Annotated in this window: 22 protein-coding genes and 2 tRNA genes; 11 read left to right on the top strand and 13 right to left on the bottom strand. The window is 71.9% G+C overall.

The annotated features are described in order from the left end of the window. Nucleotides 1–140 precede the first annotated feature (140 nt). The 4 genes from ACGFW5_RS02370 (at nt 141) to ACGFW5_RS02355 (ending at nt 3,618) form a co-directional block, all read left to right on the top strand. Nucleotides 141–920 (top strand): HAD-IIA family hydrolase, encoded by a 780-nt coding sequence (locus ACGFW5_RS02370; RefSeq protein WP_393832255.1) that lies wholly within the window; start codon nt 141–143, stop codon nt 918–920. A 115-nt stretch (nt 921–1,035) separates the two neighbouring features. Then, a complete protein-coding gene (locus tag ACGFW5_RS02365) occupies nt 1,036–1,599 on the top strand; it encodes a hypothetical protein (RefSeq protein ID WP_393832254.1) in 564 nt (187 codons plus the stop codon). Between the two features lies 1 nt (nt 1,600). Beyond that, nucleotides 1,601–2,284, top strand: coding sequence for a class F sortase (locus ACGFW5_RS02360; protein ID WP_393832253.1), 684 nt, complete (start codon nt 1,601–1,603; stop codon nt 2,282–2,284). Nucleotides 2,285–2,577: 293 nt separating this feature from the next. Next, nucleotides 2,578–3,618 carry a glycoside hydrolase family 6 protein gene (locus ACGFW5_RS02355; protein WP_393832252.1) on the top strand — a complete coding sequence of 347 codons (1,041 nt, stop codon included), beginning with the start codon at nt 2,578–2,580 and terminating at the stop codon, nt 3,616–3,618. Nucleotides 3,619–3,739: 121 nt separating this feature from the next. Here ACGFW5_RS02355 and ACGFW5_RS02350 read toward each other — a convergent pair. Further along, nucleotides 3,740–3,813: transfer RNA gene (locus ACGFW5_RS02350), tRNA-Lys, on the bottom strand. Between the two features lie 258 nt (nt 3,814–4,071). Between ACGFW5_RS02350 and ACGFW5_RS02345 the strand changes: the two genes are divergently transcribed. From ACGFW5_RS02345 to ACGFW5_RS02325, 5 genes are all read left to right on the top strand, one after another. Continuing rightward, nucleotides 4,072–5,457 (top strand): peptidoglycan-binding protein, encoded by a 1,386-nt coding sequence (locus ACGFW5_RS02345; RefSeq protein ID WP_393832251.1) that lies wholly within the window; start codon nt 4,072–4,074, stop codon nt 5,455–5,457. A gap of 17 nt (nt 5,458–5,474) precedes the next feature. After that, nucleotides 5,475–6,800: an SPFH domain-containing protein gene (locus ACGFW5_RS02340; protein WP_393832250.1), complete on the top strand. Its 1,326-nt coding sequence runs from the start codon at nt 5,475–5,477 to the stop codon at nt 6,798–6,800. Nucleotides 6,801–7,189: 389 nt separating this feature from the next. Further along, on the top strand, nt 7,190–7,789 hold the full coding sequence (locus ACGFW5_RS02335; protein WP_393832249.1) for a lytic polysaccharide monooxygenase: 600 nt from the start codon (nt 7,190–7,192) through the stop codon (nt 7,787–7,789). Nucleotides 7,790–7,815: 26 nt separating this feature from the next. Next, nucleotides 7,816–9,507 carry an AMP-binding protein gene (locus ACGFW5_RS02330; RefSeq protein WP_393832248.1) on the top strand — a complete coding sequence of 564 codons (1,692 nt, stop codon included), beginning with the start codon at nt 7,816–7,818 and terminating at the stop codon, nt 9,505–9,507. Nucleotides 9,508–9,766: 259 nt separating this feature from the next. Then, the gene (locus ACGFW5_RS02325) at nt 9,767–10,765 is read left to right on the top strand and encodes an SGNH/GDSL hydrolase family protein (protein WP_393832247.1); all 999 of its coding nucleotides are present in this window, start codon (nt 9,767–9,769) and stop codon (nt 10,763–10,765) included. Nucleotides 10,766–10,952: 187 nt separating this feature from the next. Here the strand turns inward: ACGFW5_RS02325 and ACGFW5_RS02320 are convergent, their stop codons facing one another. Next, nucleotides 10,953–11,681 carry a GntR family transcriptional regulator gene (locus ACGFW5_RS02320; protein WP_393832246.1) on the bottom strand — a complete coding sequence of 243 codons (729 nt, stop codon included), beginning with the start codon at nt 11,679–11,681 and terminating at the stop codon, nt 10,953–10,955. 59 nt (nt 11,682–11,740) lie between these two features. Here ACGFW5_RS02320 and ACGFW5_RS02315 point away from each other — a divergent pair, with 59 nt between their 5' ends. Beyond that, the gene (locus ACGFW5_RS02315) at nt 11,741–12,565 is read left to right on the top strand and encodes a class I SAM-dependent methyltransferase (RefSeq protein WP_393832245.1); all 825 of its coding nucleotides are present in this window, start codon (nt 11,741–11,743) and stop codon (nt 12,563–12,565) included. Between the two features lie 78 nt (nt 12,566–12,643). On the opposite strand, the gene ACGFW5_RS02310 is transcribed toward ACGFW5_RS02315, so the two are convergent. From ACGFW5_RS02310 to ACGFW5_RS02265, 10 genes are all read right to left on the bottom strand, one after another. Then, the gene (locus ACGFW5_RS02310) at nt 12,644–14,287 is read right to left on the bottom strand and encodes an MFS transporter (RefSeq protein ID WP_393832244.1); all 1,644 of its coding nucleotides are present in this window, start codon (nt 14,285–14,287) and stop codon (nt 12,644–12,646) included. A gap of 255 nt (nt 14,288–14,542) precedes the next feature. Continuing rightward, the gene (locus ACGFW5_RS02305) at nt 14,543–15,391 is read right to left on the bottom strand and encodes a helix-turn-helix transcriptional regulator (protein ID WP_393832243.1); all 849 of its coding nucleotides are present in this window, start codon (nt 15,389–15,391) and stop codon (nt 14,543–14,545) included. A gap of 145 nt (nt 15,392–15,536) precedes the next feature. After that, nucleotides 15,537–16,961 (bottom strand): MFS transporter, encoded by a 1,425-nt coding sequence (locus tag ACGFW5_RS02300; protein ID WP_393832242.1) that lies wholly within the window; start codon nt 16,959–16,961, stop codon nt 15,537–15,539. Between the two features lie 188 nt (nt 16,962–17,149). Continuing rightward, nucleotides 17,150–17,226 (bottom strand) — tRNA-Lys (locus ACGFW5_RS02295). Between the two features lie 73 nt (nt 17,227–17,299). Next, complete coding sequence (locus ACGFW5_RS02290) at nt 17,300–18,058, bottom strand: IclR family transcriptional regulator (protein ID WP_393832241.1); 759 nt, start codon at nt 18,056–18,058, stop codon at nt 17,300–17,302. Nucleotides 18,059–18,270: 212 nt separating this feature from the next. Next, nucleotides 18,271–19,029, bottom strand: coding sequence for an amino acid ABC transporter ATP-binding protein (locus ACGFW5_RS02285; RefSeq protein WP_393832354.1), 759 nt, complete (start codon nt 19,027–19,029; stop codon nt 18,271–18,273). 13 nt (nt 19,030–19,042) lie between these two features. After that, nucleotides 19,043–19,693, bottom strand: a complete 651-nt coding sequence (ehuD, locus tag ACGFW5_RS02280; protein WP_393832240.1) for an ectoine/hydroxyectoine ABC transporter permease subunit EhuD — start codon at nt 19,691–19,693, stop codon at nt 19,043–19,045. Then, nucleotides 19,690–20,349, bottom strand: coding sequence for an ectoine/hydroxyectoine ABC transporter permease subunit EhuC (ehuC, locus tag ACGFW5_RS02275; protein ID WP_393832239.1), 660 nt, complete (start codon nt 20,347–20,349; stop codon nt 19,690–19,692). The genes ehuD and ehuC overlap by 4 nt, the downstream gene beginning before the upstream one ends. Then, nucleotides 20,346–21,224 carry an ectoine/hydroxyectoine ABC transporter substrate-binding protein EhuB gene (ehuB, locus tag ACGFW5_RS02270; protein WP_393832238.1) on the bottom strand — a complete coding sequence of 293 codons (879 nt, stop codon included), beginning with the start codon at nt 21,222–21,224 and terminating at the stop codon, nt 20,346–20,348. Before ehuB ends, ehuC begins: the two co-directional genes overlap by 4 nt. A gap of 180 nt (nt 21,225–21,404) precedes the next feature. Beyond that, a complete protein-coding gene (locus tag ACGFW5_RS02265) occupies nt 21,405–22,805 on the bottom strand; it encodes an amidase (protein ID WP_393832237.1) in 1,401 nt (466 codons plus the stop codon). 266 nt (nt 22,806–23,071) lie between these two features. Here ACGFW5_RS02265 and ACGFW5_RS02260 point away from each other — a divergent pair, with 266 nt between their 5' ends. Further along, a complete protein-coding gene (locus tag ACGFW5_RS02260; protein ID WP_393832236.1) occupies nt 23,072–24,139 on the top strand; it encodes an LLM class flavin-dependent oxidoreductase in 1,068 nt (355 codons plus the stop codon). Nucleotides 24,140–24,436: 297 nt separating this feature from the next. Here ACGFW5_RS02260 and ACGFW5_RS02255 read toward each other — a convergent pair whose 3' ends face one another. Next, on the bottom strand, nt 24,437–24,862 hold the full coding sequence (locus ACGFW5_RS02255; RefSeq protein ID WP_393832235.1) for an NADPH-dependent FMN reductase: 426 nt from the start codon (nt 24,860–24,862) through the stop codon (nt 24,437–24,439). Nucleotides 24,863–24,869 lie beyond the last annotated feature (7 nt).

Below are 24,869 nucleotides of genomic sequence, written 5' to 3'. Positions count from 1 at the left end.
CGAAGCGTGATCGGCCGGGTCGGGATCCGCCGGTACGTGACTAGGCTAAGGACGTCGGCAACGCACAGTGCGGTGCGCCGGCGTCCCAGCTGATCGTCATCAGCGCGAGAAGACCGCGCAGAACGCAGGAGTCCGCACCCATGGCAGAGCGCAAGCCGATCGAATCCTGGCTCACCGACATGGACGGTGTCCTCATCCACGAGGGCACCCCCATCCCCGGTGCGGACGCTTTCCTCAAGACGCTCAAGGAGTCGGGCCGCCCGTTCCTCGTCCTGACCAACAACTCGATCTACACCCCGCGCGACCTGCACGCCCGCCTGATGCGGATGGGTCTCGACGTGCCGGTCGAGAACATCTGGACCTCCGCGCTCGCCACCGCGAAGTTCCTCGACGATCAGCGGCCCGGCGGCACCGCGTACGTCATCGGCGAGGCCGGCCTGACCACCGCGCTGCACGACATCGGGTACGTCCTGACCGACCACGAGCCGGATTACGTCGTGCTCGGCGAAACGCGTACGTACAGTTTTGAAGCGCTCACCAAGGCGATCCGGCTGATCAACGGCGGGGCCCGCTTCATCTGCACCAACCCGGACGAGACCGGGCCGAGCCAGGAGGGCCCGCTGCCCGCCACCGGCGCGGTGGCCGCGCTGATCACCAAGGCGACCGGCAAGAAGCCCTACTTCGCGGGCAAGCCCAACCCGCTCATGATGCGCACCGGCCTCAACGCGATCGGCGCGCACTCCGAGACCAGCGCCATGATCGGCGACCGGATGGACACGGACGTACTCGCCGGGCTTGAGGCGGGCATGCAGACGTTCCTGGTCCTGACGGGGCTGACCCGGCCCGCGGACGTGGAGTCCTACCCGTTCCGCCCGTCGAAGATCGTCGACTCGATCGCCGACCTGGTGAAGCTGATCTGACCGGCTGATCCGGGCCGTAACAGGGGCGGCGGCTTGGCCCGTACGGCCCAGCCGCCACGCCCTCGGGATGCGGAATGCGGCCCGGCGCGTGAATCTCGGTTGCAGGAGGTTCACGATGCGCATCCGTCCCATGACACTCTGTGCGGCCGTGGCGGCCGCCGCCCTGACCGTGCTGCCCGCGTCCCCCGCGGTGGCCGAGTCCGAGCCGCACGGATCGGTGCGGGTGACCCCTGGCACCACGGCCGCCGGCGGGGAGGTGGACCTGAGGGTGAGCGTGTGCAGCGGCCGCGAGGCGGTCGGCAGCTCGGACGCCTTCGTCTCGGAGGCCCGCTTCACGCCCGCCTCGGACGGTGGTCTCTCCGCCCGGGCCCGCATCCGATCGGACGCGCAGGACCGCGACTACGACATCTGGGTCAACTGCAAGGACAGCTCGGGCAAGGCGAGCGGCAAGGTCACCGTGATCCGCGGCGACCATCACGACCACGACCACGACCACTCCCGCCCGACTCCGTACCAGCCCGTGCACGCGGGCGGCGGCGGTGCGGCAACGCTCGCCGCCGACGAGGCCAAGGAGCAGGGCCCCGGCACCCGGCACGCGGTGATCGGCCTCGCGCTCGCGGCGGTCGCGGCGGTGGCCGTGGCGTCGCGCAGCGTACGCCGTCGTCGCGGCGGAGGCTGACATGTCCGCGGCGCGGGGCGGCGGACGGTTCGTCACCGGCATCGCCTGGGCGGTGCTGCTGCTCGGTCTGTGGCTGTGGGGCCGGGACGTGTCCGGCGGTTCCGGCAGTACGTCGGCGCCCACCACCGGCGACATAGCCGCGGTGGGCCGTCCGCTCGGCGTGCCGCTGCCGCCCGCCCACGACCCGCTCAAGGGGGTGGCGCCGCGGCGCGTGGAGATCCCCTCCCTGGGCATAGCCGCGCCGGTCGTGCCGCGTGGTCTGGACGCCGACGGCGCGGTCGACCCGCCGCCGTACGCCCAGGCCGGCACGGTCGGCTGGTTCGACAGCGGGGCCCGGCCGGGCGAGGCGGGAGCCGCGCTGCTCGTCGGGCACGTGGACACCCAGAGCAGACCGGCCGTGTTCTACGGCCTGAGCGCGGCCCGGTCCGGCGAGCGGATCACGGTGACCGCAGTGGACGGCTCGGTCGCCGAGTTCACCATCGACGACATCCAGGTCTTCCCGCGCAAGCACTTCGACGCGGCGAAGGTGTACGGGCCCCGCCGGCAGGGCCGGGCCGAGCTGCGCCTGATCACCTGCGGCGGTACGTACGACCACAGAACCAAGGCGTACACCGCGAACGTGGTCGTCTCGGCCTACCTGACCGACGCGAGGGACCCGGCCCCTTCAAAGCCGTCGAAGCCCTGACCGCCCGGCACGGCCGGCCCGGCGCCGCTCCGTCAGGGGCGCCGCGCACCTGGCCCGGCCGACGACCCGCTCCCCCCGAAGCCGCCGACCGGGCAGGCCCTCGACCGCCGGCGCACGGACTGCGGGAGAAGCCCGGCACTGCCGCGGGAGGTTCAGTGGGGCCACGAGGCCGTGAGGCGTCCGATGCGGGGTCCGGCCCCACCACTCTAAAACCGGCCTGGCCCGCGGGCCTAGGCCGATATACCGCCAAGTCGCCTTGTGGGCCGGCCGTCATCCCCATCAAGTCCCGCGCTATGCACCGCAGTTGGCCGTGGCGGTCGCCGTGGCGGTGGCGGTCGCCGTCCCGGATCGGAGTGCCGGCCGTCGCGTTGGCGCTCCTCGCCGCGGGGTGCGGGAGCGGGGATGCGGACGCGGGGCCGAGCCCTGCCCGCTCCGTACTTTCCCAACTGCCGTCCCCCGCCAGTCCGTTCTGGGTGAACCCCGACACCCACGCGGCGCGCCAGCTCGTCGCGTACACCCGGGCCGGCGACAGCGAGAAGGCGGCGCTCATCAGGAAGATCGCCGAGCAGCCGATGGGCGAGTGGATCGCCGGGGACAACCCCGGGGGGAGGGTGCGCGGCTACACCGAGTCCGCGGTCGAGGCCGGCAGGACGGCGCTCCTGGTCCTCTACAACATCCCGCACCGCGACTGCGGCCAGTTCTCCCGGGGCGGCGCCCCCGACGACGACGCCTATCGCGGCTGGGTCGACCAGGTGGCCAGGGGCATCGGCGAGCGCCGCGCGACGATCGTCCTGGAGCCGGACGCGCTGCTGCACGTCGTCGACGGCTGCACCCCGCAGGAGTTCCGCGAGGCGCGGTACGCGCTGTTGAAGGGCGCCGTCGAGCGGCTGAAGCGGCAGCCCGCGGCGAAGGTGTACGTGGACGCGGGGAACGCCGGGTGGCGCTCTCCCGACGCGCTGGACGAGCCGTTGCGGCGGGCGGGCATCACGGGGGCCGACGGCTTCGCGGTCAACGTGTCCAATTTCCAGACCACGCGGGCGAGCCGGGAGTTCGGGGAGCGGCTTTCCGCGAAGGTGGGCGGCAAGCACTTCGTGATCGACACGAGCCGCAACGGCAATGGCCCCTACACGCAGGGCGACCCGGGGGAGCGGTGGTGCAATCCGCCCGGCCGGGCGCTCGGCGAGCGCCCGACGACGGACACGGGGGGTGGCCCGGTCGACGCCTATGTGTGGGCGAAACGCCCCGGGGAATCCGACGGCCCCTGTAGGGGCGGGCCCGCGGCGGGCGCCTGGTGGCCGGAATACGCCCTGTCCCTTGCGGGCAATTCGCGATGAACCGCTGAACGCCCTGTCGGGCAGCGCCCCGGCAGGGGGCGCGCCTCACGGGCGTGCCGCACTCCGGTTCCGGGAACGACCGAGGCCCCCTCGCGCTGGGCGAGGGGGCCTCGGTGGTGCGTGCGCCGCCAGGGACTCGAACCCCGGACCCGCTGATTAAGAGTCAGCTGCTCTAACCAACTGAGCTAGCGGCGCCTGCTGACTCGGAAAACTTTACCCGACTCCTGAGGGTGGTTTTGACCAGCGCCACGCTGTCAGATGTTCGTTTTATCAGTACTCATCGGTAAAAATATGACGAGTCGGGACAGAACGGCCCCTGCGCTCCGTCGCGCAAGCGCGGCGACCACCACGGCAGTACGGCAGTAACAGGCAGCACGGCAGTACGGCAATAACAGGCAGTACGGAAACGATCGCCGAAGTCTCCGAGGGCGGGACGAAGGGGAAGGGCAGCGGATGGAAGCCAGTACACCCGGGCCGGTGTTCGAGGACTACGAGCCCACGCGGGACTGCGGCTGCGCGGGCTGCGCGGACCGGCGGCGGGTGATGCGGCTGCTCCCGGTACGCGACGGCGGCCACCCCGCGGCACAGGGCGGCGCCCGCCGTGCACTGGTGGCGGCCACCGCGGCGTCGATGGTGCTGGGCACCGCCGCGGCCGCCGCGGCCGCCCCCCTCCCCGCGCCCGAGGGGCCCCGTATGAACAGGGCCGCCGATCCCGACCCGCCCACCGAGCAGGGCGGCAGGACCGGACTGCACGGCGCGCCCGGAGCGTCCTTGCCCCTCCCGCCGGCGACGCCGCGGCCCACCACCCGGGCCGAGATCATCAACCGGGCCAAGACGTGGGTGGCCGCGGCCGTGCCGTACGACATGGAGGCGTTCTGGAAGGACGGGTACCGGCAGGACTGCTCCGGCTACGTCTCGATGGCGTGGGACCTCGGCACCAACGAGTGGACGGGGAGCCTGGCCAAGTTCGCGGTGCGGGTGACGCGCGACGAGCTCCAGCCCGGCGACATCCTGCTGTTCCACAACCCGGACGACCCCAACAAGGGTTCACACGTCGTGATCTTCGGCGGCTGGACCGACCACACGCACGCCTCCTACACGGCCTACGAGCAGACCCCGCCCGGCACCCGCACGCAAACCACGCCGTACGCGTACTGGAAGAACTCCGCGAAATACCTGCCCTACCGGTACAAGGGCGTCGTCGCCGCGCCGAGCACGGCCCCTGCCGCGCCGAGTACGGTCCCTGCCGTGCCGAGCACGGGCGCCGCCACCCCGAGTACGGCCCCGGCCACCCCGAGTACGGGCGCCGCCACCCCGAGTACGGCCCCCGCCGCGCCGAGCACGGCTCCTGCCACCCCGAGTACGGCCCCCGCCGCGCCGAGCACGGCTCCTGCCACCCCGAGTACGGCCCCCGCCGCGCCGAGCACGGTCCCAGCTGCGCCGAGTACGGTCCCGGCCACCCCGAGCACGGGCGCTGCCACCCCGACTACGGCCCCGGCGAGCACGGGCACCCCGAGTAAGGTGCCCGCCGCCGCGAGCACGGGTGCCGCGAGCGTGCACGCGGGTGTCGCCGTGAGCACGGGCGCCGCGCAGGTGACGCGGCCCGCCTTTCCCGGCCCGAGCCTCTTCCGCATCGGGCAGAGCAGCCCGTACATCACCCAGCTCGGCCGGCAGCTCGTGAAGAAGGGCTTCGGCACGTACTACACCTCGGGTCCCGGCCCGCGCTGGAGCGAGGCGGACCGGCGCAATGTCGAGGCGTTCCAGCGCGCACAGGGCTGGCGCGGCGCCGAGGCCGACGGCTACCCCGGCCCCGAGACCTGGCGGCGGCTCTTCGCATGATGGAGGGACACACGAGCATGCAGACCCCCACTCCCACCCCCGGCCCCACCCTGAGCTCCGCCCCCGGCCTCACCCCCGCCCCTGTCCCCGGCTCAACTCCCGTCCCTGTTGCGGACGTTCCGGACAGCGGGCGGTCGCCCGTCCCCGTGCCCACCGCCTCCGACAGCGGGCGGTCGCCCGCCCCCGTGCCCACCGCCTCCGACAGCGGGCGGTCGCCCGCCCCCGTGCCCACCGCCTCGGACACCGGGCGCAGGGTGGCCGTGATTCGCAGTGAGAGCACTGCCGAGATCCCGGTCCACCTGCTGTTCCGCGACGACACGGGGCCCAGCCCCGTCGTCCCCGCGGTGGCGGACCCGGCGCCGCGTACCGTCGCCCGGCCGCCCAAGCAGGCGGGCGCACGGACCCCGGTCGCCGCCCCGGCCAGGCCCGCCACGCCGGTCGACCCGCGGATCTCGGAACGGCCGGGCCCGGTCGTGCCGGGCGGAACAGCCGTGGCCGCGGGGATCCTCGCGCTCGCCGGGTGCGCGGTGGTGACCTGGTGGACGGGAGTCCTGCCGCGCTCCCTCACCGCGCTGCTGCGGCTGCCCGCCTACCCGTACAACGGCATCCGGCTCGAAGAGTGGGGGCTGCTCGCGCTCGGGGTGAGCGTGGCGGTGCTCGCCTTCGGCGGGCTCGACCGCGGCCATGTCGGCTACGCCTGGGTGCTCTCGCTCTTCGGTGACTACCGGGGCAGCGTGCGGCGCACCGGCCTGGTGTGGATGAGCCCGCTGATGCTCCGGCGCCGGGTCGATCTGCGCCTGAGGCACTGGCGCAGCGAGCCGATGGGCGCCGTCGACGCCCGCGGCACCGCCCTCCAGGTGGTGGTCCTGGTGGTGTGGCGGGTCAAGGACACGGCGCGGGCCACGCTCGCCGTCGCCGACCACGAGACGTATCTGCGCGAGCAGGTGGAGGCGGCGATGGCCCGGGTGCTCTCGCAGCTCCCGGCCGACGCGTTCCACGAGGACGCTCCCACGCTCAGGAACGCGGAGGCCGTCGGTGACGCGCTGACCTGCATGCTGAAAGCGGAGACGGAGCCGGTCGGCATCGAGCTGTACTCGGCGCAGCCCACCCGGATCGAGTACGCGCCCGAGGTGGCGGCGGCGATGCGCAGGCAGCGGGTCGCCGCCATCGACGCCCAGCACCGCGACTCGGTGCTGACCTCGGTGGTGGACGCGGTGGACGACACCGTGCACCGGCTGACCTCGCGGGGCCTGGTGGAACTGGACGCCTACGAGCGCAAGGCCCTGGTGAAGGACCTGACGGTCGCCTTCTACACGGGGCGCGGCTCGGGAGAGGGCGTCTGAGGCGTCTGAGACGTCTGAGGGCGTCTGAGGCGTCCGTGAGCGTCCGTGAGGGTCCGCGCCGTTCGAGGGTGCCGAGGGGTGTGAGACGTCCGAGGCGTTCCAAACGTCCGACGGGTCCAGACGTACGACGGGTGCGACGTACGACGAGTGCGAGGCATTCGACGGGTGCGTGCGAGACGTACGACGAGTGCGAGGCATTCGACGGGTGCGAGGGGGCCCGTCGGTGCTGGGCGGCGTTGTCCGGGGGTGCCGGAAATCTGTTGGGGGATTGGCCTGGACACGCCCAACTCCCCTCCATAGTCTGGTAGTTGGTCTAGACCGGAACATGAAATACCGCACGCGTGCAGCTCCATCCGAAGGAACTCCCCACGTTCTCCAGGAGTGTCAGCATGCGAAAGAAGCAGCGGCTCGGTGCCGTCGTGGTGGGGCTCGCCGTCGCCGGCGCGTCCCTGCTCGCCACCGGCAGTGCGAGCAGCCACGGCTACACCGACCAGCCGATCAGCAGGCAGAAACTCTGCGCCAACGGCACGGTCAAGAACTGCGGTGACATCCAGTGGGAGCCGCAGTCCGTCGAGGGCCCCAAGGGATTCCCGGCGGGCGGTCCGTCCGACGGCACCATCTGTGCGGGCGGCAACAGCAGGTTCGCCGAGCTCGATGATCCGCGCGGCGGCACCGGCTGGCCGGCCACCAAGCTGACGGCCAGTCAGACCTACACGTTCCGCTGGCAGTTCACCGCGCGCCACGCCACGACCGACTTCCGCTACTACCTCACCAAACAGGGCTGGGACCCGAGCCGGCCGCTCACCCGCGCCGCCCTCGACACCCAGCCGTTCCTGACCGTGCCCTACGGCGGGAAGCAGCCACCGTCCACCGTCTCGCACCAGGGGACCATCCCCACCGGCAGGACCGGACACCACCTCATCGTCGCCGTATGGACGATCGCGGACACCGGCAACGCCTTCTACGCCTGCTCGGACGTTCAGTTCTGACGCACCATCAACTACCGTGCGGCGCCATGACGAAGAGGGCGCCGACCGCGTCGGCCGAGCCGACCGTCGCGGCGTACGTACAGCGCCAATGGGGCGAGGGGCGGACCGCGCTGCGCTGCGGCGGCCTGGAGCTCACCCACCACCAGGTCGCCGCGGGCGCCGCCGCCCGTGCCGCGCTCCTCGCCGAGCTGCTGCCCCGGGGTGCCGAGCCGCACCTCGGGGTGCTGCTCGACAACACCCCCGAATTCCCCCTCTGGCTCAGCGCGGCGGCCCTCGCCGGAGCCGCCGTCGCGGGCATCAACCCCACCCGGCGCGGGCCCGAGCTGGCCCGCGACATCCTGCACACCGAGTGCCGGGTCCTGGTCACCGCACGCGCCCACCTGCCCCTGCTCGACGGACTCGAACTGCCGGGCGTACGCGTCCTGGTGACGGACACGGAGGCGTACGGGCGCCTGCTCGCCCCGTACGAGGGCGCGAAGCCGGGCGAGTCGACGGTGGGCCCGGTCGGCCCGAAGAGCCGGCTCCTGCTGTACTTCACCTCCGGCTCGACCGGCGCCCCCAAGGCCGCGATCTGCACCCAGGGCCGGCTCGCCGCGGCGGGCGGGGCGCTGGCCTCCCACTTCGGGCTCGGCCGCGACGACGTCCACTACATCTGCATGCCGATGTTCCACGGCAACGCGGTGATCGCCAACTGGGCCCCGGCGCTCACGACGGGCGCGACCGTGGCGCTCCGGGACCGCTTCTCGGCGTCGGGGTTCCTGGCGGACGTACGGGCGTACGGCGCCACGTACTTCACGTACGTCGGCCGGGCCATCCAGTACCTGCTGGCCACCCCGGCCCGGCCGGACGACCGTGAGCACACCCTGCGGACCGGATTCGGGACCGAGGCGGGGGCGGTCGACGCGGACCGGTTCGCCGAGCGCTTCGGCGTGCGGCTCGTCGAGGGGTACGGGTCCTCCGAGGGCGGCGCGGCGATCCAGCGCGCCCCGGGCACACCACCGGGCGCCATCGGCAGGGCCGCGCCGGGCGGCGACCTCGCGGTGGTCGACCCGCAGACGGGCCGGGACTGCGAACCCGCGCGCTTCGACGAGGCGGGCCGCCTGCTCAACGGGGGCGCCGCGATAGGGGAGTTGGTGAACCGGGCGCCGAACCCCTTCGAGGGCTACTGGCGCAACCCGGCCGCGGACGCGGAACGCCGTCGGGGTGGCTGGTACTGGACGGGCGATCTGTTCTTCCGCGACGCGGACGGCTACCTCTACTTCGCGGCGCGCGCCGACGACCGCCTGCGGGTGGACAGCGAGAACCTGGCCGCCTCGATGATCGAGAACATCCTCGCGCGGTGGGAGCCGGTGCGGGGGGTGGCGGTGTACGCGGTGCCCGACCCGGTGACGGGCGACCAGGTGATGGCCACGCTCGCCCTGGCGGACCCGGCCTCGTTCGACCCCGCGCGGTTCGCCGCGTTCCTCGCCGCCCAGCCGGACCTGGGCACGAAGATGGCTCCGCGTTTCGTGCGGCTGGTACGGGGACTTCCCGTGACGGCGACGAACAAGGTGCGGCGGGGTGGGCTGCGGCGGGAGGGGTTCTGGTCGGGCGGCCCGGTGTGGTGGCGCCCACCCGGGGCCCGGACGTACCGCCGCCTGACCCCGGACGACATCCCCGGGGCCCTGCCCCCGCCTCACCGATCACCCCCGAGGCTTGAAGGACCAGGTGCCCCATGACGGGCTGAAGACGCTCATGCCGTCCGGCGCCGGGAGGTTGGGGGCGCGGCGACGCCGCGCGGGCGGGGCCGCACGGCGCGTCGGCGGCGCATTCGTCAGGCGTCGTCCCTGGAACGCAACCCTGGTGAGCGCTGTGCGGACGCCGGGCCGCCGTGCCGCCGACCCCTTCCCCTTGTCGTGTTGTCGCGTTGTCGCGCGCGCGAGTGAATTAGCGGCGGTCGTCCCCCGGCGGCCCGCCCCGCAATGGGTGGATGGTCATGTGAACCCCCGCCTCCTCCTCACCGCCATCGCCGCCGCCTCCGCGCTGCTCACCGCCCCCGCCACGTCGGTCGCGGCCACAGGCCCGGCCGCCACCGTCGCCCGGCCCCACTCCCCGTCGCCGCGGACCGTCACCTCCGCCGAGGACCGAGCCGGCCCCGCGGCCCGCACCGAGCCCCGCTTCCACGAGTACGTGGCTCTCGGCGACTCCTGGTCCGCCGATGTCACCGTGCTCGGCATCGACCCCACCTACGCCCCCATCGGCTGTGCGCAGAGCACCTGGAACTACCCCAAGCAGGTCGCCGCCCGCCTGGGCGTGGCCGTGTTCCGGGACGCCACGTGCGGGGGTGCCACCACCCGTGAGATGACCACGCCGCAGAACGTGGGCCGCGTACCGCTGCTCGCACAGGGCGTGAACCCGGCCCAGTTCGACCGGCTGACGCCCACCACCGACCTCGTCACCGTCGGGATCGGCGGCAACGACATCGGGCTCGCGGACGCGGTCATCGGCTGCATCAATCCGCTGCCCGCCCCGCTGACCGCAGCGTGCCGCACCCGGTTCACACGCGCGGACGGCACGGACGTGATGTCCCGGCGGATCGCCGACACCAAGTCCCGTATCACCAGCGTCCTCACGGGCATCAGGGACCGCTCGCCGCACGCCACGGTGCTGGTCGTCGACTACCTGGCGGGAATCTCCACCGACCGCGGCTGCTACCCCCTGGTGCCGATCCACGACCAGGACCTGACGTGGTTCGGAGCCCGCCTCAAGGAGCTCAACGGGATGCTCGCCTCCGCCGCCGTCGAGAGCGGGGCGTCCTTCGTCGACACGTACCGGGCCAGCCGCGGCCACGACGTGTGCGAGCCGGCCGGCAGCCGCTGGGTGGAGGGCCTGGCCCCGCTGTCCACCGACCCACCGGGCCTGGCCGTGCCATTCCACCCCAACCACCTGGGCGCCAACCACCAGACGGCGACTGTGCTGAGCGCGCTGGGTCGTTGAGCACGTCGGAGCCCCGGGGCCGGGTCAGTTGGCCGACGGTGCGTCAGGGCTCGCCCTTGCGGGATCCTTCTGGCGGCGCGCAGTGTGGGCGTGGCGTGGGCCACACCCTCATAGATTGGACCGGTGGACCGGTCCAGTCAAGTGGCGACAGTGAACCTGCCATGCCCGCACGCCGGGTGACGGGTCGTCAGCGAGCGCTGCTCATGGGGTAGCTGTCCGTCTCTTCCCACAGGTCGCCGGGCGTCACGCCGTACTCCACCACCAGCGTCCGCCCGTCCACGTCCGCCGCGGTGTGCAGCACCGTCTGCACGGCGAACGGGGGTTCCCGCTCCAAAAGCGTGGCTTCTTCGGCGGTGCCCAGCCGAACCGCCTTGATGTCGGTGCCGCGCACCGGGCTGCGCCCCGTCATGCGCAGGATGTAGCGGGTGGTGCCCTCGACGATCTGCCGTGTGCTCTCCAGGCGTGGGCACTGGTCGGCGATGTCCAGCGGGAACCATGCCTGCACCACCGTGAGGGGCGAGCCGTCGGCCAGTTGCATGAGCCGGTCACGGCGCAGCGCCACCTGCCCGTCCGGCACGCCGAGCGCGGCGGCGATGCGCCCCGGTGGGGCCTCGCGCACAGGGGTGCCGAGGATCCGGAAGGCCCGGCCGGTGCCCGCCCGGGTGGTGCCGGTCTTGCGGCCGCCTGCCGGGCGCGCGAGCGGCGCGGGCGCGACACGGAACCCCTGCCCCTGCCTTGCCACCACCAAGCCGTCCTGAACCAGAAGGTCGTACGCCTTGATCACGGTCGCGCGCGAGACGTCCCACTGCGCACACAGATCACGCTGCGAGGGCAGCAGGTCCTCCGGGGTGAACTCCCCATCCGCGATGCGTTGACGCAGGGAGTCGGCGATCAGCTCGTACTTGAGAACGGCCATGTGTGCGAGCCCCTTGCTCCTCTGGACAGGTGGACCGGTCAAGGTGGACCATCCCCGCTATGACACCAGACCCGCAAGTCGCGCCGGAAGTCCTGACTTTCTACTCCGAGACGAGCGACGAATCCGAGCGGCTGACCACGAGCGCGGACGGTGCGCTGGAACTGGTCCGCACCCAGGAGATTCTGCGCCCCCTCCTGCCGCCCGCGCCGGCTCGGATCCTGGACGTCGGAGGCGGCCCCGGCATCCACGCCCGGTGGCTCGTCGAGGACGGCTATACGGTGCACGTGGTCGACCCCGTTCCCCGTCACATCGAGCAGGCGGCGACCGCCGGCGCCACGGCCGAGCTGGGCGACGCACGCAAGCTCACCGCTGACGACCACTCCTATGACGCCGTGCTCGTACTCGGGCCGCTCTACCACCTCTTGGAGCGCGCCGAACGCGACCAGGCGCTCGCCGAAGCGGTACGTGTCGTCAAACCCGGCGGCCTGGTCGCCGCGGCCGCGATCGGCCGCTATGCGTCCCTGTTCGAGCACGTCGCCACGACCATGCTCGATGTCGACCGCGTGCACGATGCCATCGTCGACATCCTTGCCACCGGGATCCACGAGCCGGGCCGGAAGGGATTCACGGCCGCGTATTTCCACACCGCCGAATCCCTCGCCGAGGAAATGACCGCCGCAGGCCTGGCCGATGTCACCGTGCGGGGCATCGAAGGGCCCGCCTGGGCCGTCCTCAAGGGAACCGAGCAGCACAGCGGGGAATCGGTGACGGGCACCCCCATGTTCCGGTCGGCCCTGCGCGCCGCCCGACTTGCCGAGCCCTACCCGGAACTCCTGGCCGCCTCCTCCCACATGCTCGCTCTCGCGACCGCCCCAGGGATCTGACATCGCAACGGCGTGAGGCCGGCCATCTTCGCGATGGCCGGCCCTTCGGCTGCACCATGCGGTGCCGTGCGTACGGGTTCACACCGCCGGTTCCGCGAGCCGGCCCGGGGCTGTCGTTTCGACGTCGCCCGGAGCACCGGCACCCGCACCCGTGCTGCCACCCGCACCGGCCTCGGCGCCTCCGGCGGCCCCCAACTCCCGCCCATCCGCAGCCGCTTCGGCCGCCGCCGCGGGGCCCCGCAGCATTCCCGCCGCCAGTACCGCGGCGACCGCCAGGATCACCGTGCCGCCGGCCGCCGCGTACTGCATGCCGTGTACGAAGGCGTCCCGCGCCAGGGCCGCCAGGGTGTGGTCGGCGCCGGCGACGGCCGCGCCCAGGGTCTGGCGTGCGGCGGCCGGCGCCGAGGCCGGCATGTCGGCGCGGTAGACCGCGGTGCCGATCGAGCCGAGCACCGCCATGCCGAGCGCCCCGCCGAACTCCTGCCCCGTCTCCAGGAGCGAGGCCGCCGAGCCCGCCTTCTCGGCGGGGGCCGAGGCCAGCGCCATGTCGGAGACCAGCGCCATCACCGTGACGATGCCGCTCCCGATGACCGCCGCGCCCCCCAGCACCAACGCGAGGGAGTCCGTCCCTGCGAGGGTGAGCAGGGCGTATCCGACGGCGGCGACGGCGAAGCCCGCGGCGATGACGTAGGCCCGGTTCACCTTCTGCGCCACGGCGGTGGCGGTGGGGGCGGCGGCGCCGACGGCGACCGAGGGGGCGACGCTCCACAGCGCGGCCCGCATCGTGCTCATGTCCAGCACCGACTGGAGGTACTGGGTCGTGAAGTACGCCGAGCCCATCATCGCGAACGCGGCGATCGTGTTGCACGAGATCGCGGCGCCGAACCCGCGTCCGGGGCGGAACAGTTCGCGGCTGATCAGCGCGTCGCGCCGGGTGAGCTGACGGCGTACGAAGACCGTGCCGAGGACCAGGCCCACCGCGACACAGACCGCGTTCGTCGTCGAGAAACCGTCGGCCGCGAACTCCTTGAGCCCGTACACCACCGGCAGCACCGCGCCCATCGAGAGCGGCACGCTCAGGAAGTCGAACCTGCCGGGCTCCGGGTCCTTGGACTCGGGGACCAGCACCGGTGTCAGGACCAGGAGCAGCACCATCGCCGGCACATTGATCAGGAAGACGGATCCCCACCACAGGTGCTCCAGCATGATCCCGCTCAGCACCGACCCGAGCGCGATCCCGCCCGCCATGGCGGCGGACCAGATGCCGATGGCCCGGCCCCGCTGCTTGTCGTCGCGGAACATCGTGCGGACCAGACCCATCGTCGAGGGCATCAGGGTTGCCCCGCCGATGCCGAGCAGCGCCCGTGCGGCGATGAGCATGTCGGCGCTGGTGGCGTACGCGGCGGTCACCGATGCGATGCCGAAGGCGGCGGCGCCGAACAGGAGCAGCTTGCGCCGCCCGATGCGGTCGCCGAGCGAGCCCATCGTGATCAGCAGCCCGGCGAGGGCGAAGGCGTACACATCGATGATCCACAGCTGCTGGGTGGCGGAGGGGTCGAGCTCGCGGCTGATGGAGGGGAGCGCGAAGTACAGGACGGAGACGTCCATCGAGACGAGGAGGAGGGGCAGCAGAAGAACGATGAACGCCGTCCACTCCCTGCGACCGGCGCGCGGGCCGGCCCCGCCGATGGTGCTTGCTGTGGTGCTCGTCGAGTTGGGCATGGCAGTAATGTACGAGCGTCTTAAACGCGTGTCTAGTACTTACGTTTAAGACGTACGTATGGATCGGGGTGGAGCGCGCTCAGGGGCGTCCGATGGTTCGACGGTGGGGGTGGGGGTGGGGGGTGGCCGCTCCGCTCCGTCCCGACCCTCCCGGCGCGGGGCATGCGCACGTGCCCGCCCGGCGTCGGGCAGGGCGGGCAGGGGCAGGGTCGTATGGGGGTCGGAATGGGCGGCGGGGTGGAAAAGGGGAACGGGTCAGCGGGTGGGGACGGAGTCCACGTCCACCATCAGCAAATTCAGGGAATCCTCGTGCGGGGAGCCTTTTTCGGCGTGGTAGAACTTCAGGATGTTGCCGTCCTGGAGTTCCGCGGACTGGTACATCAATTCCAGCTCGCCGACCGCGGGATGGTCGAACGCCTTCGTTCCCTCCGTGCAGTTGGCGACTCGCTGGCGCGCCCAGATCGCGGCGAACTCCTCGCTCTGGATCGTGAGTTCACCGATCAGCTCCGCAAGTCGCGGATCATGGCGGTGATTGGCCGCGATGAAGCGCAGATAGGTGACGTTGGCGAGCGATTCGGTGGGCCAGTCCGCATACAGGCCGCGTACCTCGGCGTCGAGGAAATTGAGCGTGATGATGTTCGGCCGGAATTCCTCGGACTCGGGTGCGGAGAAGTCCAGATGCGGCGCGAAGAGGCGGTGGTACAGCGGGTTCCACGCGAGAATGTCGCACCGGTAGTTGAGCACCGCAGCCGCCACGTTTCCCAGCGACTCGACCAGCATGCGGGTGTGGGGGCTGATGCGGTCGAGAGCGGGGGCCGGTGCGGGCCGGTCCGGTTTCGGCGTGCCGATCTTGAGCAGGTACTCCTCCTCGTCCGGGCTCAGTTCGAGGGCCCGCGCGATGGAGAGCAGGATCGAGGGGGAGGCGTGTGCGGTCTGGGCCTGTTCCAGGCGGGTGTAATACGTCTGGCTCACGCCGGCCAGCGCGGCGACTTCCTCGCGCCGCAGCCCCGGCACGCGCCGGGAACCCCGGCTCACCAAGCCGATCTGTTCGGGCCGGATACGCTCCCGCATCTGCCGCAGATAGCTTCCGAGATCCGTGTTCACGTATTCGTCCACCCCTTCAGTATCACTGAGGCCTCTGGCTCCCGGGAGCTGGCTCCGGCATCATGGATTTCCTTCGTCGGCAGCCCAGTTGAGCCGCGTCGGCGGGCCGGGGAGGGGGCTCGCGGTCCCGGCGCCGCATTCACTTTCAGTGCCGCTCCTTGCGTCGCAGTACCAGCCACAGCAGTACGCCGCCGACGATCAGGGAGAGGGAGTCCACGGCGAGTGCGGCATGGATGCCGGACAACTGCCCGGCGACACCGGCGCCGGAGTTCTTGTCGCCGACGGACGTGGTGAACACCGCGCTGAGCAGCGGGATGCCGATCGCCATACCGACCTGCTGGCTCTGCGTCGCCATGCCGGTCGCCATGCCCTGCCGGCCGCTGTCCGCGGCCGACGTGGAGAGCACCATGAAGGCCAGCATCGCCAGCATGGAGAAGACCGCGTTCACGAACTGGGCGGCGATCAGCGGGATCAGCCAGTGGGACGCCGCCGACATCCGGATGCCGGGCAGCATGAAGGCGCCCTGGCCGATGAGCGCGATGCCGAGGAGCGTACGGGGCGACACCCTTTCGAGGATCCGTGGGCCGATCGTTCCGCCGAGGATCTGGCCGGCCCCGATACCGAGCAGAACGAGTCCGGCCACGAGCGAGGAGTGGCCGAGCACGTTCTGGACGTACAGGCCGGTGAAGAAGATGAGGGCGGTCTCGCCGCCGAAGATGAGGAGTGCGGCCGCGTTGGCGAAGGCGATGTCGGGCTTGCGCAGCATACGGACCGGCACCAGGGCGTCGGTGGTGCGGCGCTCCACCGTCCAGAACGCGGCCAGCAGGACGGCGGCGGCGATCAGCGAGGCGCAGGCGAGGGTGTCGAGGCCGGATTCGGCGGCGCGGGTGATGCCGTGGATCAGCGTGAAGAGGCCGGAGGTGATGAGCAGCGCGCCGGGGGCGTCGAGCCTGCTCCTGCGTTCCGCCCTGCTGTCGGCGACGACGAGCGGCACGACGACGACGGCCGCGACGGCGACCGGCACGTTGATGAAGAACGCCCAGCGCCAGGAGAACGCGTCCGTGAGGACACCGCCGAGAATCGACCCGACGGTGAATCCCGAGCTCATCATGACGCCGTTGAGGCCCAGGGCCCTGGTGCGCAGGCCCGGCTCGGTGAACGCGGTGGTGAGCATCGCCAGCGCGGCCGGGGTGACCGCCGCCGTGGCCAGGCCCTGAAGGGCGCGGGCCACCAGAAGCACCGGGGGAGCGGTGGCGATGCCGCCCAGCACCGAGGCGACGGCGAGCACGGCCATGCCGGCGATGAAGATGCGCCGCCGGCCAAGAAGGTCACCGACCCGGCCGAACACCAGGGTGCAGCCGGCCGCGCAGAGCGCGAACACGGTGGTGATCCACTGGAGGTTCCCCGCCGTGAACCCCAGGTCGGCGCCGACCCGGGGGAGGGCGACGTTGAGGACGGAGAAATCGGCGGCCATCATGAACTGCGAGGCGAGGAGCACCAGAAGAACGGCGACCTGACGGCTGGTCATCCTCGTCGACTGTTGCGGGGGCGAGGCGGTGATCGTGGTCATGCGGCAAGGCTCGCCGGACCGGAACGGCTCAGCCAGATCCCAGCTGTGGACAGCCCCGCCGGGGGTAGTCCTGCCAGTGCCAGGTTCGCGCTCCGCGTGCCGGCCGCAGGCCCTGTCGGCTGCGCTCGGAAAACGCGAATGGGCGTTCTCGGAAAACCGAGAACGCCCAGGTCAGCAACCTAATCGCATGGTGCGCCGCCAGGGACTCGAACCCCGGACCCGCTGATTAAGAGTCAGCTGCTCTAACCAACTGAGCTAGCGGCGCCTGCTGACAGAGAAAATACTACCTGGTCCCCCGGGGTGCTGATGACCACCGGGAACCGGGGTGCGCGGGGTCCTCAGATGGCCAGCGAGAGCACCACCGGGGCCGCCCGGCGGTTGAGGGTGTCGGCCGCGGCGCGCAGCCGGTGCGCGTGCTCGATCGGCATCGACAGGGCCAGGCAGCCCACGGCCGAGCCCGCGGTCAGGGGCACGGCCGCGCAGACCGTGCCCACCGCGTACTCCTGGAGGTCGAGGACCGGCACGGTGGCCGGCTGGCTGTCGAGCTTGGAGAACAGGACCTTCTCGCTGGTGATCGTCCGCGAGGTGAGCCGGGCGATCTTGTGGCGCGAGAGGTGGTCGCGGCGGCCGTTCTGGTCGAGCTGGGTCAGCAGGCACTTGCCGACCGCGCTGGCGTGCGCCGCGGACTTGAAGTCGACCCACTCGTTGACCTTCGGGGCGCGCGGCCCGTCCGCGTACTGGGTGATCTTGACCTCGCCGTCGATGTAGCGGCTGATGTAGACCGCCGCGCCCACCGTGTCGCGCAGGGACGTGAGGATGTCCTGGAGCTTGGTCTCCAGGGCGTCGCGGCGGGCGGCGCCCGAGCCGAGCAGGACCATCGAGTCGCCGATCACATAGGCGCCGTCGGCCACCTGCTCGACGTAGCCCTCGCGGCGCAGCATGAGCAGCATCGAGGTCAGGTGGGCGGTGGGCAGGCCGGTCTCGCGCGCGATCTGGCCATCGGTCACGCCTCCGCCGTGCCTGGAGATCGCTTCCAGGACCCGCAGGACGTAATGCACCGAATGGAACGGCGCGGTCGGCTCCGGCTTCAGCGCCACGGTTTCCCCCTAGCAGGTCGAGCTGCGAAGGTGGCAGGTCTGCTCCTCCACGATAGCCGCCAAGACCCGTTTCTGGTGGGGGTGTTGACAAGATTGGTGACGCGCTCCAGGGCTCTACGCTGGGACGCGCCACCGTGGCATATGCCAGAGTCACGATCGGGGGAGCGCTCGGATGGCCGGAACGTGAGGTCAGCGCCGTATACGGCGCGTGGTCACGCGATTGCGCCGAGGAATCCCCGCGTACGCTCGTGTTCCGGATCGCCGAAGATCTTCTCGGGCGGACCCGACTCGATGACCTTGCCCGCGTCGAACATCATCACCTCGTCGGAGATGTCCCGCGCGAAGCTCATCTCGTGAGTGACACAGAGCATGGTGATGTCCGTGGTGCGGGCGATGTCGCGCAGCAGGTCGAGCACCCCGGCCACCAGCTCCGGGTCGAGCGCGGACGTCACCTCGTCCAGGAGCAGCACCTCCGGACGCATCGCGAGCGCCCGGGCGATCGCGACGCGCTGCTGCTGGCCCCCGGAGAGCTGGGAGGGCTTCGCGTCGCGCTTCTCGTCGAGCCCCACCAGGTCGAGCAGTTCGCGCGCCCGCTCCTCGGCCTCGTCGGCGGACAGGCCGAGCACGCGGACCGGGGCCTCGGTGATGTTGCGCAGCACGCTCATGTTGGGGAACAGGTTGAACTGCTGGAAGACCATCCCGATCTTCTTGCGGGCCTGGCTGCGCTCCTTCTCGTTCGCCGGGAACAGCCGGTTCCCGTTGACCTGGATGATCCCCGAGTCCGGGGTCTCCAGGGTCATGAGCAGCCGCAGGATGGTGGTCTTGCCGGAGCCCGAGGGGCCGATCAGGGTGACGTGCTTGCCCTTGCGGGCGGTGAAGCACAGGTCGTCGAGGACGGTGTTGTCACCGAAGCGTTTGGTGACGTTCTCGAAGCGGATCAGCTCGCTGCCGCTCCGCTTCTTCACGGGCATCTCGATCTGGGTGTCAGCGGACAAGGCGGCGCTCCAGGGCTCGTACGAACAGCGAAGCCGGATAGGCGATGAGGATGAAGGCGACGCCGACGACGGTCAGCGGCTCGGTGTACTGGAAGGTGCTCGCCCCCGCGAGACGGGACTGCTGAAGCATCTCCAGGACGCTGATGCCGGCGAGCAGCGGCGTGTCCTTCAGCATGGAGATGACGTAATTGCCGAGCGCCGGCGCGATGCGGCGGACGGCCTGCGGCAGGATCACCGCGAACCAGGTGCGGTGCGCGGGCAGGCTCAGCGCGGTCGCCGCCTCCCACTGGCCCTTGGGCACGGCGTCGATGCCGGCCCGGTAGACCTGCGCGGTGTACGTCGAGTAGTGCAGGCCGATGGCGAGGATGCCGGTGGTCAGCGCGGAGAACTTCACGCCCCACTCCGGCAGCACGAAGAACAGGAAGAACAGCTGTACCAGCAGGGGCGTGGTGCGGATGAACTCCGTGATCAGGTTGACCGGCCAGCGCACGAAGCGGGTCGGGGCGCGGAAGGCGAGCGCCCACACCAGGCCGAGGCTGAAGGAGATGAGCGAGCCGAGCGCGAGGATGTGCAGCGTGGTGAGCACGCCGTCCCAGAAGCGCGGCATGAAGTCCCAGACGGCGGACCAGTCCCAGTTCACTTGACACTCACCCCCAGGTTGGCCTTGGTGCGGCGTTCCAGCGCCTTCATGCCGCGGGTGACACCGAAGGCGAGGACGAAGTAGATGACGAGGGTGATGGTGTAGATCTGCGCGCTGTCCTGCGTCGCGAGCCGCACCAGGTACGCCGCGAACGACACGTCGCCCACGCCGAGCAGGGACACGAGCGCGGTTCCCTTGAGCAGTTCGACCAGCAGATTGCAGAACGGCGGGATCATCTCCGGGACCGCCTGCGGCAGCAGGACGAGCCGCATCCGCTGCCAGGGCGTGAAGCTGAGCGCGATGCCCGCCTCGCGCTGCGCGGGCGCGACCGCGTTCAGGGCGCCGCGCACGATCTCCGCGCCGTACGCCCCGTAGGACAGGCCCAGCGCGAGCACCGCCGCCCACATCGGGACCAGTTGCCAGCCCGCGAGCGGCGGCAGCACGAAGAACAGCCAGAACATCAGGACCAGCGCCGATGTGCCGCGGAAGATCTCCGTGTACGCGGCCGCGAGGAAGCGCACAAGGCGCGAGCGGTGGGTCCGGGCGATGCCCACGCCGAAGGCGACGGCGGCCGCCAACGCGGCGCTGTACACGGTCAGTTGGAACGTGACCCAGATTCCCGGCAGTACCCAGTGCTGCCACAGTCCGGCCGTCATCGGCACAGCTCCTTGGCGGTCAGGTTGGTCATCTCGGCCTGGGTGAAGCCGAACGGCTTCAGGATCCGGAAGAGCTCGCCGCTCTGCTTCATGCGGTGGATCTCGGCGTTGAACGCGTCGCGCAGCGCGCCGTCGGTGGGACGGAAGGCGAAGCCGCCGCCGTCGATCTTCTTCTTGCCGTCGACGATCGCCGCGAAGGGCTGGGTGGCCTCGGCCTTCGCGCTCTTCTTCACCACCTCGCGCACCGTGAGCGCGGTGCCCGCGAACACGTCGACCCGGCCGGACTCCACGGCGTTCAGGCCCGCCACCTGGTCCTGGAGGATCACGATGTCCTTCTCGGGGTAACCGGCGGCGGTGGCGTAGGCGCTCTCCGCGTAACCGGTGCCGGTCGCGAACCGCGCCTTGGCGCGGACGACGTCCTCATAGGTGTGGAGGTTCTTCGGGTTGCCCTTGCGGACGATGAACGCGTCCAGCATCTGGTACTCGGGGTCCGCGAACAGCACCTGCGCGCAACGGTCCTTGTTGATGTACATCCCGGCCGAAACGACGTCGAACTGCTGGGAGTTGAGTCCGGGGATCAGCGAGGAGAAGTCGGTGGCGACGGGCTGTACGTGGCCGATTCCGAGCCGTTTGAAAATCACCTTGGCGAGTTCGGGAGCCTCACCGGTGAACTCGCCCTCGTCGTTCACGTACCCGTACGGGACCTCACCGGCGATGCCGAGGCGGACGGTGCCCTGCGACTTCAGGCGGGCCAGCGCGTTGCCGTCGGGGACGCGTGAGCAGGCGGCGGCGCCGGTGAGGGCGACGGCGGCGGCGCCGGTGAGCAGGGTCCGCCTGGGTATGGAGCGTCTGGGACGTGAGGTAGCTCGGGCCATGGCGGCGCGGCTACCCCCCTTTATCCAGCCCATGCCAACTATTTTTTTTCGGACGCCGCCGGGGCCCGCACGCGGGACTCACCCCATCGGGGAGCGGGCGGCGCGTGCGGGACCCGCCCCGCCGGGGGGCGGGGGCAGCGCGGGACTCACCCCGTCGGGGAGCGCGGGCGCATGGGGGACTCACCCCGCCGGGGAGCCCGGGAAGGCGGCGGCGGCCCGCAGCACCGTCCGGTCGCCGTGGCGCGCGGCGATCAGCTGGAGGCCGATCGGTAGGCCGTCGCCGTCCCGCCCGACCGGGACGGTCGCCGCGGGCTGCTGGGTCAGATTGAACGGATAGGTGAACGGCGTCCACGCCGTCCAGCGGTACGGGGCGAAGCCGGCCGGCGCATCGCGGCCCGCCTCGAACGCGGTGATCGGCAGTGTCGGCGTGACCAGCAGGTCGTAACGCTGGTGGAAGCGGGCCATCCGCCTGCCGAGCCCGATCCGGGCGTCCTCGGCGGCCAGCAGGTCGAGTGCCGAGAGGCGGGCGCCGCGCGCCGCGATCTCCCGCAGCCCCGGGTCGAGCAATGCCCGTTGCTCCAGGCCCAGTTGACCGACCCGCCGGGCCGCCCCCGCGTTCCACAGGGTGTGGAAGACATCGACCGGGTCCGCGAAGTCGGGATCGGCCTCCTCCACGTACGCGCCGAGGCCGGCGAGCCGGGTCACCGCCGCCCGCACCGCCGCGGCCACCTCGGGGCGCACCGCCACCTGCCCGCCGAAGGACGGCGAGTAGGCGATGCGCAGGCCCTTGACGCCCGCCGCGGTGTCCTCGGCGAGGGCGGCCTCGTAGGAGTGGGCGGGGGGCGCGAGGGCGGTGGGGTCGCGCCGGTCCGCGCCGCTGATGACGTCGAGCAGCAGCGCCGCGTCCGCCGCGTCCCGGGCGATCGGGCCCACGTGTGCCAGGGGGCCGAACGGGCTCGCGGGGTAGAGGGGGGCCCGGCCGTAGGTGGGCTTCAGGCCGAGGACGCCGCAGAACGAGGCCGGGATGCGGATCGAGCCCCCCCCGTCCGTGCCGAGCGAGAGCGGACCCGCCCCTGCCGCGACCGCCGCCGCGCCGCCGCCGCTGGAGCCGCCCGCCGTGCGCGCGGGATCGTGCGGGTTGCGTGTGATGCCGGTGCGCGGGGAGTCCGTGACGGCCTTCCAGCCGAACTCCGAGGTCGTCGTCTTGCCGATGAGCACCGCCCCGTGCTCGCGCAGCCGCGCGACGGCCGGCGCGTCCTCGCCCCAACTCCCGCGATCGGACGTGGTGTTGGAGCCGCGCAGGGTCGGTCCACCCGCCTGGAGGAGCAGATCCTTGACCGACACCGGCACCCCGTCGAGCAACCCCTGGGGCTCTCCCGCGTGCCGGCGCCGCGTGGCCGCGCGGGCCTGGGCCAGGGCCTGCTCGGCGTCGACGCGTACGAATGCGTTCAGACGAGGCTGTACTTCCTCGATGCGGGCCAGCACCGCCAGGGTCGCCTCGGTGGGGGAGAAGGTTCCGGCCCGGTAGCCGGCCAGGAGTTGACGTGCCGTCATGTCCGTGAGTTCGCTCGGCTCAGTCATGGAGGATGTCGTACCCACGCCGGCGCCCCGGCACGTGGGAACACCGGCTGCGGCCGCGTCGCGGGCCGCCCGGCGGCGCGGCGGGGAATAAAACGGAGCTAGCCTCCTGTTCCGGGGTGTGTACGGCGCCGGTGCCCGGTGCCCGTACGGAGCCGGCGTCGTACGGCACAGATGTCTGTACTGCTTGCGTGTACGGCATCGGTGTCCGGGCGGCGGCGTACGACGAGTGACCTGGTGTGACGGACTGGAGGCGTGGAGCGGTGGACGTGGATGCGATACGAGGGACGGCGGCCGGGACCGCGCCCGTGCCCCTGTCCGTACTCGACCTGGTGACGGTGGGCGACGGCTACACCGCGCACCGTGCGCTGCGTACCAGCGTGGAGATCTCCCGGCTCGCCGAGCGGCGCGGCTACCACCGGCACTGGGTCGCCGAGCACCACTCCATGCCCGGGGTCGCCTCGTCCGCGCCGGCCGTGATCCTCGCCCACCTCGCCGCCCACACCTCGCGCATCCGGCTCGGCTCGGGCGGTGTGATGCTGCCCAACCACGCGCCGCTGGTCATCGCCGAGCAGTTCGGCACCCTGGAGGCGATGGCGCCGGGCCGTGTCGACCTCGGGCTCGGGCGGGCGCCCGGCACGGACGGCGCGACGGCGGCGGCGCTGCGCCGCACCGACCGGCTGAACGAGGGCGCCGACGACTTCCCCCAGCAGCTGGCCGAACTGACCCGCTTCCTCGACGACGACTTCCCCGACGGGCACCCCTACGCCCGCATCCACGCGGTGCCGGGCCCCGTCCAGGGCCCGTCGGGCCGCCCGCCGATCTGGCTGCTCGGGTCCTCCGGCTTCAGCGCCCGCCTGGCCGGCATGCTCGGCCTTCCGTTCGCGTTCGCCCACCACTTCTCGGCGGCCAACACGGTCCCGGCGCTCGACCTGTACCGCGACTCCTTCCGGCCGTCGGCGCTGCTTGACGCGCCGTACGCGCTGATCGGCGTGTCGGCGCTGGCCGCGGACGACGAACGCGAGGCCAGGCGCCAGACACTCACCAACGCGCTGTCGATGGTCCGGCTGCGTACCGGCCGGCCCGGCCTCGTCCCGACCCCCGAGGAGGCCGAGGCCCACCAATTCAGCGCGCTGGAGCGGGAGTTCGTCGACAGCTGGCTCGCCAACGTGATCTCCGGGACGTCCGACGAGGTACGCGCGGGCCTGGACGACCTCCAGAAGCGGACCGGCGCGGACGAGCTGATGATCACGGCGAACGCGCATGGGCCGGAGGTGAGGGTGCGTTCGTACGAGCTGATCGCCGACGCGTACGGCCTGCCCGACCTGCCCGCCTGACCCTGCGCCCCCTAGGGGGTGTCTGGTGGATCATGGCCGGGGGTGCGGCGCCTGGCACGGCACCTCGCGGCGTTGCCGAAACGCCCCGATAGCTCCGCTATCACGACGTTCCCGCGCCTTGCGATGCACCGCACCAGGCGCCGCACCCTGACCGACCCTGATCCACCAGACACCCCCTAGCGGGCGACCCGGCACCCCACCCGCCCGGGGCGCGCACCAGGGCTCTTCGCTCTCGCGTGCGGGCCGTGGGTGGGTGGTCGCACGGTTCCCGTGCCCCTGCGGGGCGGGGCGGTGGGCTCAGTGGTGGGCGCGGGCCGCTGAGAGCAGGGTGGTGATCGCTCCGGTCAGGGCGGCCCGCGACGCCGGGTCGGTGATGGTTCCCGATGGGGCGATCGCGTCGCGCGGGACCGGGATGTGGACGGCCGCCGGGTCGACGATGCGCGCCCCCGTGTAGCCCAGCACCGTGCGCAGCGCCGCATGTGCCCCGGCCGCCCCCGTCGGGGCGACGGAGGCGTTGACCCAGCCCACCGGCTTGTCGGAGATCTCGACGCCGCCCACCGTCCAGTCGAGCAGGTTCTTGAAGGAGCCCGGCAGGTCACCCGCGTACTCCGGGGTGCAGATCAGCAGCGCGTCCGCCGAGGCGATCAGGGTGCGCAGGCGGACGACCTCCGCGGGCAGGGGGTCCGTGTCGTCGTCCGGGTTGAAGTGGGGGAGCGCGCCCATGCCCTCG

Source organism: Streptomyces sp. NPDC048416 (genome assembly GCF_043200435.1).
Lineage (GTDB): Bacteria > Actinomycetota > Actinomycetes > Streptomycetales > Streptomycetaceae > Streptomyces.
The sequence above is the reverse complement of the archived record's forward strand: the minus strand, read 5'-3'. Positions and strand labels throughout refer to the sequence as shown.